Here is a 17758-nt window from a genome sequence, read left to right on the forward strand (position 1 = left end):
CCGTCCGCCTGCTACCGCCGCACTCAATACGGAGTCTGCTTGAACCCGAATTCCCTGTCTCCCGGACTGATGCTCGTCCATGGCAACCGTTCCGAGCGTCTGCGCGACTTGCTGGTCGAGTGGATGAAGCGCTATCCGCTCGCGCCGCTCGAAAACGAAACCATCCTCGTGCAAAGCAACGGGATCGCACAGTGGCTCAAGCTCGCGCTCGCCGCGCCCGCGCGTGCCGCGACCGGCGAGGGCGGCTGCGGGATTGCGGCGGCGCTCGACATCGTGCTGCCGTCGCGTTTCATCTGGAAGGCGTACCGCGCGGTGCTGGGCGCGGAGCAGGTCGCGGAAGTGTCGCCGTTCGACCGCACGCGCCTCGCGTGGCGCCTGATCCGCGTGGTGCCGGCGCTCGCCGGCCAGCCGGGGTTCGAGCCGCTCAGGCGCTTCATCAGCGAGGACGACGATCTCCGCAAGCGCTATCAGCTCGCCATGCGTCTCGCGGATCTGTTCGAGCAGTATCAGATGTATCGCGCCGACTGGCTCGCGGCGTGGGCACGAGGCGAGGACGTGGCGATCAGCGCGCGCGGCGAACCCGAACCGCTGCCCGACGAGCAGCGCTGGCAAGCCGCGTTGTGGCGCGCCTTGCTGGACGACGTGGCGCAGTCGCCGGGCGCCGAAAGCGGCGATATTTCATCGACGGGCGGGCGCGCCGCCGTCCACGAAGCATTCATGGCCGCCGCCGCCAGCTTGCCTCACGACACGCGCCCCGCAGGCTTGCCGCGCCGTATCGTCGTGTTCGGGATTTCGAGCCTGCCGCGCCAGTCGCTGGAGGCGCTCGCGGCGCTGTCGCGCTGGAGCCAGGTGCTGTTGTGCGTGCCGAATCCCTGCGCGCACTACTGGGCCGACATCGTTCCCGACAAGGACCTGCTGCGCGCCGAACACTCGCGCCAGACGCGGCGTGCCGGTGCGCCCGCCGAACTGAACGCGGACCAACTGCATCTGCATGCGCATCCGCTGCTCGCGTCGTGGGGCAAGCAGGGGCGCGACTTCATCGGCCTGCTCGACGAGTTCGACAGCGCCGAAGCCCGCGAGAGCTATCGCGCGCAATTCACGAACATCGGCGAGCGGATCGACCTGTTCGAGGAACGCGAAGCCGAAACGATGCTCGAGCAGTTGCAGGACGACATCCGCGACCTGCGTCCGCTCAACGAAACGCGCGAGACCTGGCCGCCCGTCGATCCGGAATTCGATGATTCGATCCGCTTTCACATCGCCCATGGCGCGCAGCGCGAGGTGGAGATCCTGCACGACCAGTTGCTCGCCGCCTTCAACGCCGATGAAAGCCTGCGCCCGCGCGACATCATCGTGATGGTGCCGGACATCGAGAGCTATGCGCCGCATATCCAGGCCGTGTTCGGTCTGCTGGAGCGCGGCGATCCGCGCCATATTCCGTTCACGGTCGCCGACCGCGGCCAGCGCGCGGCCGACCCGTTGATCGGCGCGCTGGAAACGCTGCTCGATCTGCCGCGTTCGCGCTTCACGGTCAGCGACCTGCTCGATCTGCTCGATGTTCCCGCGCTGCGCCGCCGCTTCGGCATCACGACCGCCGACCTGCCGCGCTTGCGCGCCTGGGTGCGCGGCGCCAACGTCCGTTGGGGGCTGCACGCGCAGCAGCGCGCGAGTCTCGGCTTGCCGAAGGAAGCGGAAGCCGACGCGCTGCATACCTGGGCGTTCGGCCTGCGGCGGATGCTGCTCGGCTACGCCGTCGGCAGCGATGCGGCGGCGTGGCAGGGCATCGAGCCGTTCGGCGAAGTCGGCGGCCTGGATGCCGCGTTGCTCGGCCCGCTCGCGCGCCTGCTCGACGCGCTCGATCACGCATGGACCACGCTCGGCACGCCGGCGACGCCCGCCGAGTGGGCCGTGCGTTTGCGCGGCCTGCGCGAGACCTTCTTCTTCTCGGACGACGCCGAGGACGCCTACACCTTCGCGCGTCTCGACAGCGTGCTGCAAGGCTGGCTCGACGCCTGCACGGAGGCGCAGCTGGAAGACGCGCTGCCGCTGTCGGTGGTCGCGGATCACTGGCTGTCGCAGCTCGATCAGAACGAACTGTCGCAGCGCTTCTTCGGTGGCGCGGTCACGTTCGCGACGCTCATGCCGATGCGCGCGATCCCGTTCCGCCGCGTCTGCCTGCTCGGCATGAACGACGGCGACTATCCGCGCACCCGCGTGCCGATGGACTTCGACCTGATGCGCGGCCACTATCGTCCGGGCGATCGTTCGCGGCGCGAGGACGATCGCTACCTGCTGCTGGAAGCGGTGCTGTCGGCGCGGGATCATCTGCATGTGTCGTGGGTCGGACGCAGCATCAACGACAACACCGAGCGGCCGCCTTCCGTGCTGATCGGGCAGTTGCGGGATCACCTGGCGCAGGGCTGGACGTCCATCGACGAGTCCGGCCTGCTCGACGCCATCACCGTGGAGCATCGCTTGCAGCCGTTCAGCGCGGCCTACTTCCGCGACGAGGACTCGCGTCTCTTCACCTACGCCGGCGAATGGCGCAAGACGCCTGCCGCCGACGCCCATGCAGCCGATGACGCGCCGCTCGACCTGCCCGAGCGCGAAGAGCCGCTGTCGCTGCGCGAGCTGTCCGAGTTCGCCAAGGATCCGGTGAAGACTTTCTTCCGGCAGCGCCTGCGCGTGTCGCTCGACGACGAAGAAGCCGCCAGCGCCGACGAAGAGCCGTTCGAACTCGATCATCTCGCGCAATGGTCCTTGCAGAACGAGCTGATCCAGGCGCAGGCCGCCGGTCCGCTCACCGACGAAGCGCTCGCCGAGACCCGCGAGAAGGTCATGGCGGCCATCCGCAGACGGGGCGATCTGGCGAGCGGCGGTTTCGGCGATCACGTGAGCGGCAAGCTGCTCGAACCGATGGACGCGCTCTTCGAAGCCTGGCGCGCGCAGCTCGAACGCTGGCCGGTCGTGATCGAGCGTGATCGCGAGGTGCGCTTCGAAACGGCGGGCGTCGCGCGGAACACGCTCGAACTGGCCGACTGGCTCGGCCACTGGCGCACCGACGAAACAGGCCGCGTCGCGCGTCTGCTGCTGTCGAGCAGCGCGCTCGTCGATGACAAGCGCCAGTATCGCTACGCGAAGCTGCTCGGACAGTGGGTCGAGCATCTGGCCGCGAATCTGGACAGCGCCGTGACGACGGTGGTGGTGAGCAAGAAGGGCTCGGTCGAGATGGCGCCGGTCGCGCAGGAGGACGCGCGCACGCATCTGGGCGATCTGATGCGGCTGTGGGAAGAGGGCATGACCCGGCCCTTGCCGTTCGCGCTGGACACGGCGCTCAAGTGGCTGTTCGAAAGCAGCAAGGGCGAGGCGGCGGCGCACGGCAAGGCGCGCTCCACCTACGAAGGCAGTCCGCCGTTCAGGTTCGGCGAAGTGGAGCAGAGCGCGTCGCTGCGGCGCGCCTATCCCGACTACGACGCGCTCGTCGCGACTGGCGAGTTCATGGCGTATGCGAAGCGCATGCTCGAACCGATGCTCGCCGCGCTCGCCAGCAACCCCGCCGCCACTGATAGCGCCGCAGGAGCCGAAGCATGACCGTGTCATCCGAACTGTCCCAGTTGCCGCAACCGCTCGAACCACTGCGCTTTCCGTTGACGGGGCGCAGTCTTATCGAGGCGAGCGCCGGCACGGGCAAGACCTTTACCATCGCGATGCTTTATGTGCGGCTCGTGCTCGGCCACGATCCGGAAGCCACGCACGGAGACGCGCCGGCGCGTCCGCTCACGCCGCCGGAGATTCTCGTCGTCACCTTCACGGATGCCGCCACGAAGGAACTGCGCGATCGTATTCGCGCGCGGCTGACCGAAGCGGCGCGCTATTTCCAGGATGAGCTGGACGCCGTCGCCGACGATCTGCTGCACGAACTGCGCGAGCAATACGATCCGGCGCTGTGGTCCGCGTGCGCGCGCCGTCTCGCGCTCGCTGCCGAATGGATGGACGAGGCCGCGGTGTCGACCATTCACGGCTGGTGCAATCGCATGCTGCGCGAGCACGCGTTCGACAGCGACAGCCTGTTCGAACAGACGCTCGAAACGGATCAGAGCGACCTGCTTGCGGAAGTGGTGCGCGATTACTGGCGCACCTTCATGGCGCCGCTCAATGCCGACGACGCAGCCGCCGTCACGACCTGGGCAGCGGGACCCGAGGCGCTGCAAAAGGCGCTGCGCAACCTGCTCGATGTGAGCGCGCTGCTGCCCGACGCGAAGACGCCCGCCGAGGAACTCGCCGCGCGTCCGCAACTGCGGGCGGCGCTGAAGGAGCCGTGGAAAACGTGGCCCGCGGAGATGTCGGAGTTGCTCGACCAGGCGCACAAGGAAGGACGCTACGACAAGAAGAAGTACGCACCGGCCACCTGCCGCAAATGGTTCCAGGCGCTGACCGACTGGGCGAACGATCCCGAACTGCACGAGCCGAAGCTGACGAAAACGGCCATCAGCCGGCTGTCGCCTGCCGAACTCGAGGAGCACTGCGCGCCCGGCGCGACGCCGCTCGCGCACGAAGCGTTCGACGCGCTCGCGACGCTCATGCCCAGGCTCGATGCAATCAAGGCATGCCGCGGCACGATCCTCGCGCATGCGGCGCGCTGGGTGGCGCAGCGCTTCGGCGACGAGCAGGCGAGCCGCGCGCAGATGGGCTTCGACGATCTGCTCGAACGGCTCGACGCGGCGTTGCAGGGGCCGAACGGCGCGCGCCTCGCGGAAGTCATCCGCCGGCAGTTTCCGGTCGCGCTGATCGACGAGTTCCAGGACACGGATCCGGTGCAGTACCGCATTTTCGACGCGGTCTATCGCATGGAAGATGCCGACGGCGACGAACACCGCGCGGCGCTCATCATGATCGGCGACCCGAAGCAGGCCATCTACGCGTTTCGCGGCGCCGACATCTTCACCTACCTGGCGGCGCGGCGCTCCTGCGGCACGCGGCTGTTTACGCTGGCGAAGAACTTCCGCTCGACGCACGCGATGGTCGCCGCGGTGAACCATTGCTTCAACCTGGCGGAAACGCGCGAGGACGGCACGGGCGCGTTCCTGTTCCGGCGCGGCGGAACGAACCCGGTGCCGTTCGTGAGCGTGGACGCGCAGGGCCGCAAGGACCGCTTCGTCGTGGAAGGCGAGACGCCGCGCGCGCTGACGCTGTGGTCGCTCGCACCCGGCAGCGTCGAGGCCGCCGATGAACCGCTCGCCAAGGGCACCTACCTCGAGCGCATGGCGGCGGCGTGCGCCACCGACATGGTGCGGCTGCTTGAACTCGGCCGGCGCGGCGCGGCGGGCTTCGAAGGCGCAGCGGGACGGCGCGCGCTGCGTCCCGCCGACATGGCCGTGCTCGTCAACAACCGCGACGAAGCGCGCAAGATCCGCGCGGAACTGGGCGCGCGCGGCGTGCGCTCGGTGTATCTGTCCGACAAGGACTCGGTGTACGCGAGCGAACAGGCGGGCGAGGTGGCGCACTGGCTGGCGGCGTGCGCCGAACCGGAAGATGGCCGGCTCGTGCGCAATGCGCTCGCCACCACGACGCTCGGCCTGTCGTACGCCGATCTCGATGCCCTGTTCCGTGACGAAGCGCGCTGGGAAGCGTGCATGCTGCAATTCCGCGGCTATCGCGAATACTGGCGCACGAAGGGCATCCTGCCGATGCTGCGCACGTTCCTGAACGACTTCCACGTGCCGGCGCGGCTGCTCGGACTCGATGCAAACGCCCCGTGCCCGGACGCCGACGGCGAGCGCGTGCTCACCGACCTGCTGCATCTGGCGGAACTGTTGCAGCAGGCCAGCGTGCTGATCGAAGGCGAGCAGGGTTTGATCCGGCATCTGCACGAAGAACGCGAAGCCGCCGGCGACGGCGCGGGCGGCGATGCGCGCCAGATCCGCCTGGAAAGCGACGGCGATCTGGTCAAGGTGGTGACCATCCACAAGTCGAAGGGGCTGGAATATCCGCTCGTGTTCCTGCCGTTCATCTGCGCCTACCGTCAGGTCGATGCCGGCGACACCCTGATCAAATGGCACGATGACGATGGCGCGCTGCACGTCGCCATCGACGGTGCGGGCGAGATGCTCGGGCGCGCCGACGACGAACGCCTCGGCGAAGACCTGCGCAAGCTCTATGTCGCGTTGACGCGGGCGCGTTACGCGACGTGGCTCGGCATCGGGCCGCTCAAGGCGCTGGAGCGCAGCGCGATCGGCTATTTGCTGAACGGGCGCCATGCGCTCGGGCCGGCGCGTCTCGGCGCGGCGTTGCAGGAAGGCTTCGCGGCGTCGGACGACGTGGCGCTGCTGCCCGCGCCCGAAGCCGGGGTCGAACGGTTCCAGGCGGATGGAACGGAGCAGCAGCGCGGTGCGGCCCGCGTCTCGGCGCGCGTGGTGCGCGAAGCATGGTGGATCGCCAGCTATTCGAGCCTGAAGACGGTAGGCGGCGTGCATGCGGTCGAGCCGGAAACGCGCCGTCAGGACGTGTTCAACGAGATCCGCGACGCGCAAAGCGATGGCGAGGACGCAGCGAGCGGCGCAGAGGGCACCGCGCCGGACGCCGCCGCGCCGCGCATGCCGGCGCCGTCCAGCGACACCGCCGCTGCCTTGCACGACTTCCCGCGCGGCTCGCAGCAGGGCAGCTTCCTGCATGACCTGCTCGAATGGGCCGCCGAACGGGGCTTCGCGCAGACCGCGAACGACCCGGACGAACTGCGCGAAGTCATCGCCCGGCGTTGCAGCGTGCGCGGCTGGGAGCGCTGGATCGATCCGCTCCATGCGTGGATGCAGCAGATCATCACGACGCCCTTTGTGTTGAAGCCGGATTACGGCATGCGGCCGGCGTCGTTCACGCTGGCCGGCCTGAAGACGGCCATCGGCGAGATGGAGTTCTGGTTCGCGGCCGAGCGCGTCGACACCATCGAGCTCGACCGGCTCGTGTGCGCGCATACCTTCGGGGGCGCCGAGCGTCCCGCGCTGGAACAGACGCAACTCAACGGCATGCTGAAGGGCTTCATGGATCTCGTGTTCGAGGACGACGGACGCTATTACGTGGCGGACTACAAGTCGAACTGGCTCGGCGCGGATGACGCTCAATACACCGTCGAGCGGATCCGCGCGCAGATGCTGCGCTCGCGCTACGACCTGCAAATGGTGCTGTATCTGCTCGCGCTGCATCGCCTGCTGAAGGCGCGCCTGCCGGACTACGACTACGACGTGCACATGGGCGGCGCGGTCTACCTGTTCGTGCGCGGCCTGAATGCGCCGTCGCAGGGCGTGTGCGCGGAGCGTCCGCCACGCGAGCTGATCGAACGGCTCGATGCCTTGTTCATGGGCGAGCAACACGCCCTTGCCGCCGGACTGGAGACACAATGAGCACGCAGTTTTTTGCGGCGCCGGCCGCCGTTCCTTTCGATGCACGCCGCGCGCTCGACAGCGCCCACGACGCGATCCAGCTGCTCACGCAATGGGTGCAGCGCGGCTGGCTGCGTGAAGTCGATGCCGCCTTCGCCCAGTTTCTCGCCCGCGAGGCCGACGACGCCTCCGGCCTGCTGATCCTGGCGGCGGCGTTCGCGAGCCATCAGCTCGGGCGCGGGCATGCGTGTCTCGACTTGTCCGCGACGCTCTCCGATCCCACTTTCGCCTTGTCCCTGCCGCCGGATGGCGCACCTGCCCGCGGCCACTCCGGCGCTGAGGACGACGACGCGCATCTGCTGCCGTCCAGCGTGCTCAAGGGCGTGACGCTCGAACGCTGGCAGACGGCGCTGGCTCATCCCGCCTTGCTGAGCGACGGGCCGGGCGGCACGCCGCTCGTGCTCTCGGACGAGCGGCTGTATCTGCGTCGCTACTGGCGTTACGAACAGGACGTGTGCAGGGCGATCCATGACCGCATCACGGCTGACGACACGGTGCAGGACACATACGACATGCATGCGCTGCGGCATGCGCTCGATGCGTTGTTTCCCGCCGTTCCCACGGCATCCGGCGACGAAGCCGAAGCCGACTGGCAGAAGCTGGCCTGCGCGCTGGCCGCGAAGAGCGCGTTCGCCATCGTGACGGGCGGGCCGGGCACCGGCAAGACGACGACCGTCGTCAAGCTGCTGGCGCTGTTGCAGGCCCAGGCGCTCTCGCGCGCCGACTCGCCGCGCGCGTTGCGTATCCGCCTCGCCGCGCCGACCGGCAAGGCGGCGGCGCGGCTGAACGAGTCGATTGCGGGCGCGGTGGCGAAACTGCCGCTCAGCGCCTTTCCCCAAGGCGAAGCGATCCGCGCGGCAATTCCCGTCGACGTGACCACGCTGCACCGGCTGCTCGGCACGGTGCCGGACTCGCGGCGCTTTCGCCATCACGCGGGCCGTCCGCTGTCGCTCGACGTGCTGGTGATCGACGAAGCATCGATGGTCGATCTGGAGATGATGAACGCGGTGCTCGCCGCGTTGCCGCGCGGCGCGCGCATCGTGCTGCTGGGCGACAAGGATCAGCTCGCGTCGGTCGAGGCGGGCGCGGTGCTGGGCGAGTTGTGCAGCCGGGCCGCGCGCGCGCATTACACGCCGGCCACGCAGGCCTGGCTCGAAGCGGCAAGCGGCGAGCGCGTTGCCGCGCATTACATCGATCCGGCGGGCGGCGCGCTGGATCAGGGCATCGCGATGCTGCGCAAGAGCCACCGCTTTTCGTCGACGAGCGGGATCGGCAAGCTTGCGCATGCGGTCAACGAAGGCAAGGGCGGTGAGCTTGCCAGGATTCTCGCGAAGGGCCATGAGGACATCGCCTACGTGGACTGTCCCGAGCGCGGCGATGCCGTGCTGAAGGCGCTGGCTGTGGAAGGCGCGGTGGCCGCGACGGGCGTGACCGGCGACCTCTTTGCCGAGACGCCCGTGCGCCACGGCTATCGGCACTATCTGAAGACGATGCACGACCGCAAGCCCGCGTCCAACGCCGATGACCACGCCTTTGACGCCTGGGCGCATGCCGTGCTGCGCGCGCATGGGGAGTTTCAGTTGCTGAGCGCGCTGCGGCGCGGGCCGTGGGGTGTCGAGGGCCTGAACCGGCGCATTGCGCGGCTGTTGCAGGACGAGCAGCTGATTCACGCGGGCGCCGAGTGGTATGCGGGACGGCCGGTGCTCGTCACCCGCAACGACTACGAACTGGGGCTCATGAACGGCGACATCGGCATTACGCTCGCGCGGCCGGACAGCGAGGGCAAGCCGATGCTGCGCGTCGCGTTCGCGGCCGGCGATGGCTCGTCGCGGATCCATTGGGTGCTGCCGAGCCGTCTGCAGGCCGTCGAGACGGTGTTCGCGCTCACGGTGCACAAGTCGCAGGGCTCCGAGTTCACACACGCCGCGCTGGTGCTGCCCGAGCGGATCAGCCCGGTGCTCACGCGCGAGCTCGTCTATACCGGCATCACGCGCGCGCGCAGATTCCTGACGATCGCGAGCGCGGGCGGCATGGCGCTGGTCGAGCAGGCGGTGCGGGCGAGCGTGCAGCGCGCGAGCGGTTTGTCCGCGGCGTTTGACGCGCGGTAATTCCCTCACGCATTCAAGAAGCGGTTCACGCTGCCGCAAAACACGGGCCTCGTTTTGCGAGGCCCGTGTCTTTTTCGATATCGATCCGCGCAGCAGGGCGCTTCGATACGGGACGCGGATTGACTGAATCGCCTGCTACGGTGCCGTCAGGCCCGTGCATGAACAGCGCGGCGCAAAGAACAACAACCCGCCTTCGAGGAGCCCTGACCGTGCCGATGCCGATGAAGCCGCTGTCGAAATCCCGCCTGATGGCCTATCGCCAATGTCCCCGGCGCCTCTGGCTTGAACTGCACCGGCCCGAACTGCGTGAGGACTCGGCGGCCACGCAGGCCATTTTTCGCACCGGACATCAGGTCGGCGCGATTGCGCAGCGCCTCTACGATCCCGACAACACCGGCACGATCATCGAACTGAGCCCCGAGCGCGTAGCCGACGCGCTCGCGCAGACGCAAGCGCTGCTCGGATCGGCGGCGCCGATCTTCGAGGCCGGCTTCTCGGCGAGCGGCGCGCGCGCGTTCGCGGATGTCCTGCTTCCGGTCAATGCAGTGGACGAACCCGACGCGCCGACATGGCGCATGGTGGAGGTGAAGGCGTCCACGCAGGTGAAGCCCTACTTCCGCGACGATGCCGCCATTCAGGCCCATGTCGCCCGGAGCGCGGGTGTACCGCTGACAGCGGTGGCGCTTGCCCGTATCGACAGCACATGGACTTATCCGGGCGAAGGCGACTATCGCGGGCTGCTGGTCGAAGAGGATCTGACGGCGGAAGTCTTCGCGCGCGGCGCTGAAGTGCAGACATGGATCGATGAGGCGCAGGCCGTGGCCCGCAGTGCGGATGAGCCGGGCACGCGCGCGGGCCGTCAGTGCAGCGAGCCGTATCCGTGCGGCTTCGTTGCGCATTGCCGACGCGATGAACCGGAAGTGGCCCAGCCGGTGCATTGGCTGCCGCAGATCCGCAGCACATCGCTGCGCGCGTGGATCGATGCGCATCCGGGCGCCAGCCTGGGCGACGTGCCCGACACCTTGCTCAGCGAGATCCAGCGCCGCGTCAAGGCGCACACCGTGTCGGGCGAAGTCTATTTCGATGCCGAAGGCGCAGCCGCCGATCTCGAAGGACACGTGTTTCCCGCATGCTTCGTCGATTTCGAAAGCATCAATTTCGGGGTGCCGGTATGGCCAGGCACGCGCCCCTTCCAGCAGGTTCCGTTTCAGTTCAGCGTGCATCGGCTGGAGGCTTGCGGGACGCTGTCGCATCGGTCGTTTGTCGACTTGTCGGGCGATGATCCGTCGCGTGCCTTCGCTCACGCGCTGATCGACGCGTGCGGCAGCGACGGTCCCGTCTTCGTCTACAACCAGGCCTTCGAGGCGGCGCGGATCCGCGAGCTCGCGGAACGCTTTCCCGGCCTCAGCACGGCGTTGCTGGCGCTCGAAACGCGCATCGTCGATCTGTTGAAGGTTGCCCGGCGGCGTTACTACCATCCGGCCCAGGAAGGCAGTTGGAGCATCAAGCGCGTGCTGCCCGCAATCGCCCCGGATCTGAACTACGCCACGCTCGACGGCGTACAGGACGGCGGCATGGCGATGGACGCCTACTGCGAGGCCATCGATCCGCAAACGCCGGCCGTGCGCCGCGCGCAGATCGGCGAGCAACTGACCGCGTACTGCGCTCTCGATACCTATGCGATGGTCCGGCTCTGGCAGTTCTTCGCGGGGCGCCAGGACCTTGGTCTCTGTTCAGCCGAATCTGTGAAGGAGCAATGAACGCTCCGCTGAAGCATTCGAGCCGCGCGCTCACGCTGCGTGGTCCGGGTCCAGGGCCCTGCGCGGTTTCACGAGCCATTGCGTCGGATGCTTGCCGTCGGGTTTGCCCTTGTCGTTGCAACGCACGACGCACAATGTCTCGCGCATCTGAAGGTCGAGCCACCGGATATCGCCGAATTGCTTGAACGTGTTGAGCACGTCGAGGAATTCAGCGTTCTTCGCGCTCTTTTCAAACGGGTCTTTTGGCGACATCAGCACCAGGTGCGGCCGTACATGCAGGTTGTGCGGGGCGTCGAATGCGTGCTTCATCGCGCGATACTGCATAAGCTTCGAGCGCATCTGCTTCGTGTTCCAGCTTCCCACGCCCTTGGCCTCGATGAGCAACAAGTGCGTCACCGGCGGCGACGCCGGCTTGTCCGTCATGCTCTCTGTAAAGCACATGACAAAATCCGCATCCTGCTGTTTGCCGGTGACGGGATATTCTCCGGCTTCCTCGTCGAAGATGCGGGGCAGCGGGACGTCTTCCTTGAGCCATGCGGGATCGAGGTCGGGCTTCATCAGCGCGGCGTAGAGCCAGTCGAGATGGAAATCCATCGCGCAGAAGATGCGCTCCGGTTGCGTTTCGATACCGCAGACCTTGAAGATCCGCGCCACAAAATCCTTGTGCGGCACGAACTCCACGCCGAGCACCGCGTTGATGAGCGCAAACCGTTCTTTCGCGTCGAACTGGGCGAGACGGTATTCGAGACTTCCCTTGTGGAACGCGATTGGGGGCAGGGGCATGAGCGATGCAGTGCGCGAGAGCCTGAAGTCAGGCGAGGATACAAGCGCGGGCAGCATTGCTCGGTGTGTCGGCACACGCAGCGTTTGAGCACGCCTACCGTCCCGCGCTCTGTCCGCCATCCACATGCAGGATCTCCCCCGTGACGAACGGCGCCGAATCGAGATAGAGAATGGCGTTCGCGATATCGCTTGTCTCGCCCATGCGCCCGAGCGGATGGAACGCCCCCAATGCCTCGTGATCCGCCGAAGCGGGCCATGCCTTCCGAAATGACCCGGCGCGCGGTTGCCGGGTCGCCGATATCGCCGGCGACGCTCAAGATGTTGTCGTCGTCCGACGGCCGGATGGATCGCGAGGTAGCGACGATGCGGTAATCGAACTGGCGAAATGCCTTGACGACTTCGGCGCCAATGCCTTGCGATGCGCCGGTGACGACGACCACCTTGCGTGACGTGTTCATGCTTGACCCAGGAAAAGTGTGTGTGTGGCTTGACGGCGGAATGAGGGAAGGTTTCGATCGAAGCCATTCCGCCGCGTTGATGCGGGCTGTTGAGCTCAGCGCTTGCCCGCCTGCGCGAGCCACTGCTCGAGACTGATGCGGCCGATCCGCGCCTGGCCGAGCGGCACGAGCGACTGCTCGTCGACACGGCCGCCATAGTAGAGGGCATCGCGATCTGTCACGACCGGGCGCGTGTCGCCCTGCGCTTGCAGATAGCGCGCGATGATCTCCGCGAAAGGCTTCCGGTCAGGACCCGCGATGTCGACGATGCCGTTCACCGGCGCACCGAGCGCGAGCTGAGCGAGGTTGTCGGCGACGTCGTCGGCGGCGATCGGCTGGAACAAGCCAGCGCCGACGCGCACCGTGCATCGACCATGCTGAAATCGGCGATGCCGCCGATGAATTCCATGAACTGCGTCGCCCGCACGATGGAGTACGGCACGCCCGAGGCTTCGATCAGCTTTTCCTGTTCGACCTTGGCGACGAAGTAGGCATTCTCCGGCGTACGTTCGCACCCGACGATGGAAAGCGCAACGTGATGACGGACGCCCGCCGCGGTTTCGGCGCGGCCGACATTGCGGGCCGACGTGCGGAAAAAGTCGAGTACCGCCTGCGGTTCCCACGAAGGCGCGTTCATGACATCGACGACGGCATCCGCGCCGGCAAAGGCGTGACCCAGTCCTTCGCCCGTGATCGCGTTGACACCGCTGCGTGGCGATGCGGCGAGCGCTTCATGGCCGGCCTCGCCGAGCCGTGCGACGACACGCGATCCGATCAGGCCGGAACCACCCAATACGACGATCTTCATGGCAAATTCTCCCGAGCATAAGAATGATTACGCGATGTTTGGCGAGGCTGCGACTTGCGTACAACCGTTCGCGCCAGGACATCGTGTAAAGCATTGTGGAAGAATCTTGTTCCACCAGAAAGTGCCAGGAATGGGTGATCTGACTAGTCCATTCCGGCGCTTCTGGCCAGGGTTTCAGTAGCAACTAGACAGCGGGTCCACGCGGCTCGTCTGCGGGAGACAGGCGCATGCGTTCGAGAACAGCCGCCACCAGCGCGGCTGCGTCTTCGATATCGTCGGTGATCTGCGCGATGCTGTTGAGGCGTTCATCGATGAGCAGCATCGCCAGCCCGTGCACATAGGCCCAGCCGGCCGTCATCTCGATGGCCCGCGCCGTGTCGATGCGCTGTATCGGCTGTTCCGGCACATTCGCCGGACCAAGCGTGCCTGCCAGCGCGCGAATCGACATGCGTCTGGCCTGAACAAGCGCCTCGTTCGACTGATCGAGCAACTCGTTGCGCGACATCAGCCTGAAAAGATCCGGCTGCTTCACCGCGAAGCGGATATAGCCCCGCCCGATGGCCTTGCGACGTTCCAGCGGGTCGGCGATGCCTTTCGCGCATTTCGCCATCGCCGCCGCAAGCCGATGATGACCGATCGCCGCCAGTTCGCTCAGCACGCCCGCCGTGTCGTTGAAGTGGCGTTGCGGGGCCGTATGCGACACGCCGACTTCCCGGGAGATCGCGCGCAAGGTCAGCCCTCGCAGACCGTCCCGGCGTAAGACCTGTTCGGCCGCTTCGAGCAGCGCCTCGCGCAGCGAGCCGTGGTGATAGGGCCGGTCCGGCGGGGCTTGTTCCGTAGGGGATTCGTGTCGTCCCCGACGCGATTTTCTGGGTGTTTCGTTCATCAGGCAGTCTATTGTCCATATGTTTCCATCGTAAACACATGTTGACGGATCGGTGGAGCGAAGTCAAAATGTTTCCAGTGGACACATTTCCGATGACGAATGAGCGCTGGCTCGCGCCAGCTCGACTTTTCTTCCGCAGGAGTTTTGCATGGACATGCTGCTGGCGTTTTCCCCTTTCATCGCGTTTGTCGTGATCGAGCGTACCGTCGGGATTTCGGCGGGTCTGGCCGCTGGCGCGCTGGTTTCGGCCGTGTTGCTGGCGCGCGATCTCCTGTCGAGCGAACGTCGCATGAAGATTCTGGAGATCGGCACGTTCCTGCTGTTCGGCGCCCTGACGCTGTATTCGCTCGCGTATGGCGCAGCCTGGTCGGTGGCGGAGGTGCGGTTGCGCGTCGACGCGGGCCTCCTGCTGATCGTCCTGGCGTCCATCCTGGTGCGGCAGCCGTTCACTCTGCAATACGCGCGCGAGAAAGTGGCCAGCGAACTCTGGACCTCGCCGCGATTCGTCCGGACCAACTACGCGATATCCTTGGCCTGGGCGGCCGCATTTGCAGTCATGGTCGCGGCCGATGTGCTGATGGCGTACATGACGTCGGTGCCGCACTCGGTCGGCATTGTCATTACGATTGCGGCGCTGTATGCGGCGATCAAGTTCACCGGATGGTATCCGCAGCAGCAGCAGCAACAGCGTGCGGCCCAGCGGGCATGAAACGGCCTTATCGGAGAGGTTCATGAGCACGCCATCCAGGATCGTCGACGCGCATGTCCACTTCTACGACTCGGGACACAATCGTCATGCATTTCTGGAACGTGTGGATCCGGGCTATGAAGCCTTCGTCGGCAACTACGATGCGCTGCCGCGACGTTATCTGCTGTCCGACTATCTCGCGGATACGCGCGATCATTGCGTCGAAGGCGTGGTCTGGCATGAGTTCCTGTCCGATGATCCGTGGCAGGAAGCGTCCTGGGCACAGGAACGCGCGAACGATTCCGGCGTGCGGCACGCGCTTGTCGCCATCGTCGATTTTCTCGATCCGGAACTCGAACGCAAGCTGGATCAATATCAAAGCCTGCCGAAACTGACGGCCGTGCGCGAACACCTCGTCTGGGATCCATCGAATCCGCTCAGGCGTTTCGCCAAGCGGCCCGACCTGCTGGAAGATCCGGCGTGGCGGAAGCAACTGAGTCTGCTCGAAGGGCGCTCACTCAAGTGCGGTCTGGAGATATTCGCGCATCAGTTGCCTGCGTTGACGGATGTCATCAAGGCTCATCCGCATATCGGCTTTACGGTGGCCGTGATGGGCTGGCCGCTCGACCTGTCCGACGAAGGCTTCACCCGATGGCGCAATGATCTGGCCGAGCTGGCGCGCTGCGACAACATCCGCGTGAGCATTTCGGCGCTCGAATGTATCTTCGGCATGCGGTGGACGGCGGAGCAGGCGGAGCCGTGGGTGCGCGCCACGCTGGACACGATCGGCGTGTCGCGATGCATGTTCGGCAGCCATATGCCGATTGCAGGACTGTCGACCGGCTTTGCGGCGTCATACGCGCGTTACGCGGGCTTCGTCGAAACGTATTCCGCCGATGAGCGCGATGCGCTTTTCTACGGCGTCGCGAACGACTGGTTCAATCCATCCTGAGCGCCGCATCGGAGCCGTTGAATGCCTCAGAACGAGCGACTTCAGGCGAATGGCATCGAACTTCATGTGGAAATGTTCGGCTCGCGCTCCGATCCCGTGGCGCTTCTGGTGATGGGCAACAGCGCGCCCGGGCTCGTGTGGCCTGACAGGTTTTGCGAAGAACTGGCGGGCGCCGGTTTGTGCGTCGTGCGTTTCGATGCCCGCGACACCGGGCTTTCCACTTATATCGACTTCGACACTTCGCCCTACACGCTCGATGACCTCGCCGCCGATGCCTTCGCCCTGCTGGATGCACTGGCTGTCCGGAGCGCTCACGTCATAGGCTTGTCGCAAGGCGGGGTGATCGGATACCGGATGGCGCTCCAACGGCCGGAACGATTGCGCAGCCTGACCGTGATGATGTCCTCGGCCGATCTGCGGCCCAAGAACGACGCTTTTGCAGGCGTCGCGCCAAGGGCGGGCGAGCTTCCGCGTCCGTCGGCGGACTACGTTGCGCAAGTCATCGCGCTCAATGCGAGTGCGCCGGTGACGGCGGAAGAGCGGGCGCAGCGCTTCGTCGACAACTTCCGGCTCGCTGCCGGGCAGCGTTCGCCGTTCGATGAAGCCGCCTGGCTGGCGCTCGCCCATGCGTATGCGGCGCAAGTCATGCTGAGAACCGACGGCCTGTCTGCGAAACTCGCCAACCACAGTCATCATGCGCTGGCCCAGAAGCGTTCGCCGAATCTGCAACCGGACGAACTTGCCTCGTTGCGGGTACCGGTACTGCTGATCCACGGTAGCGACGACCCGATCTTCCCGCTGGAGCATGCGCGCTGGGCTGCGTCCGTGATACCTGGGGCGCAGTTGCATATCGTGGACGCGATGGGCCATGCATTGGATCCCGCGTTTTTCGCACCGGTGCTCGGCGCGCTGGGCAGCTTTTACGCGCGGCTCGATCGAGAACCGGCATCGGCTTGAGCGTCTGACCGGGCCACCGGCCGAGAGCCGGGCTCATGTTACGATCGTTGCTGTATCCCGAAAGCTTTCCAGCCATACCCTGTTGCCGTTCACGCCGCGTCCTTCCGCGCGTGCTGCACGACAGGCGTGACCGCACCGTCCATCCCTGAAAATCCCGACACGACCCGATGGCTTCGCCATTCAGCAGCCCGTGCAGTTCGAGCAGAAGTGACAATGGAGTAATGCAGCAATGAACAAGTCAAAGACCAAGTTGACCCGTATGGATGCCGAGCGGCTTTTCGAAGGGCTGGCGCCGTCGAAGAAGAGCGTGTCGGGTCGCCCGGAGAATCCGTTCGGTCCCGCCGCGTCCGACGTCGTGAAGCGCGTCGAGGATGACGAGTCGGCGCTGTGGAAGGACAACCTGATCACGCTTCCGGTCGGAGTGGATTTGCCGAAAGGCTATGCGTCGGCGGCCCGGATGCGCGAAGCGATGACACGGGCGCTCCACGTGAAGTGGGTCAGGGAAGGCAAGGACGAGATCGTCGCGGAATTTCCGGAAGGTTGGGAAGCGGTCCGCCCGAAGACCGGCGCCATCGAACTACGGGATGCCGGCGGCCGCGTTCGCGCGGTGTACGGCTGGGCCAAGGACGCCGAGTTCCGGCTGCTGCCGCGTTATCTCGTCGAATCGCAGTCGCATGGTTCGAACGGACTCGGCAGCGTGCTGGTGCGCGACCGCGAGAACGGACGCATCGTCGAACGCTCGTCGAACTGGTCTGCACAGACCGGAACCCGTCATCCGGACTGGCCGAAGCTCACCGCGTGGCTCGACGCACACTATCCGGATCACCATGATCCGCTGCGTTACTGGGAAGACTGCGAGAGCAATCTGCGGGGTTGAGCGGGGCGG

The 17758-nt window shown here is 66.2% G+C and carries 10 protein-coding genes and 2 pseudogenes; 8 read left to right on the top strand and 4 right to left on the bottom strand.

Going from position 1 to position 17758, the window contains the following annotated elements; translation table 11 throughout:
* Positions 1-39: 39 nt before the first annotated feature.
* The 4 genes from recC (at position 40) to QCE64_RS24690 (ending at position 11301) form a co-directional block, all read left to right on the top strand.
* Entirely contained in the window at positions 40-3591 is a 3552-nt protein-coding gene (gene recC, locus QCE64_RS24675) for an exodeoxyribonuclease V subunit gamma (RefSeq protein ID WP_310006761.1), read from the top strand.
* Positions 3588-7394 (top strand): exodeoxyribonuclease V subunit beta, encoded by a 3807-nt coding sequence (gene recB, locus QCE64_RS24680; protein ID WP_310006763.1) that lies wholly within the window; start codon positions 3588-3590, stop codon positions 7392-7394. Before recC ends, recB begins: the two co-directional genes overlap by 4 nt.
* Positions 7391-9541: an exodeoxyribonuclease V subunit alpha gene (gene recD / locus QCE64_RS24685; protein WP_310006765.1), complete on the top strand. Its 2151-nt coding sequence runs from the start codon at positions 7391-7393 to the stop codon at positions 9539-9541. The genes recB and recD overlap by 4 nt, the downstream gene beginning before the upstream one ends.
* A 215-nt stretch (positions 9542-9756) precedes the next feature.
* Positions 9757-11301: a DUF2779 domain-containing protein gene (locus QCE64_RS24690; RefSeq protein WP_310007365.1), complete on the top strand. Its 1545-nt coding sequence runs from the start codon at positions 9757-9759 to the stop codon at positions 11299-11301.
* Between the two features lie 30 nt (positions 11302-11331).
* Here the strand turns inward: QCE64_RS24690 and QCE64_RS24695 are convergent, their stop codons facing one another.
* From QCE64_RS24695 to QCE64_RS24710, 4 genes and pseudogenes are all read right to left on the bottom strand, one after another.
* Positions 11332-12084: a hypothetical protein gene (locus tag QCE64_RS24695; RefSeq protein ID WP_310006767.1), complete on the bottom strand. Its 753-nt coding sequence runs from the start codon at positions 12082-12084 to the stop codon at positions 11332-11334.
* Between the two features lie 94 nt (positions 12085-12178).
* Positions 12179-12542: pseudogene (locus QCE64_RS24700) on the bottom strand (SDR family oxidoreductase).
* 95 nt (positions 12543-12637) lie between these two features.
* Positions 12638-13389 (bottom strand): annotated as a pseudogene (locus QCE64_RS24705) (SDR family oxidoreductase).
* Positions 13390-13573: 184 nt separating this feature from the next.
* Positions 13574-14275, bottom strand: coding sequence for a TetR/AcrR family transcriptional regulator (locus QCE64_RS24710; RefSeq protein WP_309933581.1), 702 nt, complete (start codon positions 14273-14275; stop codon positions 13574-13576).
* A gap of 148 nt (positions 14276-14423) precedes the next feature.
* Between QCE64_RS24710 and QCE64_RS24715 the strand changes: the two genes are divergently transcribed.
* From QCE64_RS24715 to QCE64_RS24730, 4 genes are all read left to right on the top strand, one after another.
* Positions 14424-14984, top strand: a complete 561-nt coding sequence (locus tag QCE64_RS24715) for a hypothetical protein (protein WP_310006769.1) — start codon at positions 14424-14426, stop codon at positions 14982-14984.
* A gap of 22 nt (positions 14985-15006) precedes the next feature.
* The gene (locus QCE64_RS24720; protein WP_310006770.1) at positions 15007-15915 is read left to right on the top strand and encodes an amidohydrolase family protein; all 909 of its coding nucleotides are present in this window, start codon (positions 15007-15009) and stop codon (positions 15913-15915) included.
* A gap of 21 nt (positions 15916-15936) precedes the next feature.
* Positions 15937-16872: an alpha/beta hydrolase gene (locus QCE64_RS24725; RefSeq protein ID WP_310006772.1), complete on the top strand. Its 936-nt coding sequence runs from the start codon at positions 15937-15939 to the stop codon at positions 16870-16872.
* 229 nt (positions 16873-17101) lie between these two features.
* On the top strand, positions 17102-17749 hold the full coding sequence (locus tag QCE64_RS24730; protein ID WP_309924106.1) for a hypothetical protein: 648 nt from the start codon (positions 17102-17104) through the stop codon (positions 17747-17749).
* The last annotated feature ends 9 nt before the right edge of the window (positions 17750-17758 follow it).

This window comes from Caballeronia sp. LZ043 (genome assembly GCF_031451075.1).
Taxonomy (GTDB): Bacteria; Pseudomonadota; Gammaproteobacteria; order Burkholderiales; family Burkholderiaceae; genus Caballeronia.

What these genes read in the sequence shown, in the direction of transcription:
- QCE64_RS24725 (WP_310006772.1), top strand. Translation starts at nt 15,937, where the DNA reads ATGCCTCAGAACGAGCGACTTCAGGCGAATGGCATCGAACTTCATGTG.
- QCE64_RS24695 (WP_310006767.1), bottom strand. Translation starts at nt 12,084, where the DNA reads ATGCCCCTGCCCCCAATCGCGTTCCACAAGGGAAGTCTCGAATACCGT.
- QCE64_RS24690 (WP_310007365.1), top strand. Translation starts at nt 9,757, where the DNA reads ATGCCGATGAAGCCGCTGTCGAAATCCCGCCTGATGGCCTATCGCCAA.
- recD (WP_310006765.1), top strand. Translation starts at nt 7,391, where the DNA reads ATGAGCACGCAGTTTTTTGCGGCGCCGGCCGCCGTTCCTTTCGATGCA.
- recB (WP_310006763.1), top strand. Translation starts at nt 3,588, where the DNA reads ATGACCGTGTCATCCGAACTGTCCCAGTTGCCGCAACCGCTCGAACCA.
- QCE64_RS24720 (WP_310006770.1), top strand. Translation starts at nt 15,007, where the DNA reads ATGAGCACGCCATCCAGGATCGTCGACGCGCATGTCCACTTCTACGAC.
- QCE64_RS24730 (WP_309924106.1), top strand. Translation starts at nt 17,102, where the DNA reads ATGAACAAGTCAAAGACCAAGTTGACCCGTATGGATGCCGAGCGGCTT.
- QCE64_RS24710 (WP_309933581.1), bottom strand. Translation starts at nt 14,275, where the DNA reads ATGAACGAAACACCCAGAAAATCGCGTCGGGGACGACACGAATCCCCT.
- QCE64_RS24715 (WP_310006769.1), top strand. Translation starts at nt 14,424, where the DNA reads ATGGACATGCTGCTGGCGTTTTCCCCTTTCATCGCGTTTGTCGTGATC.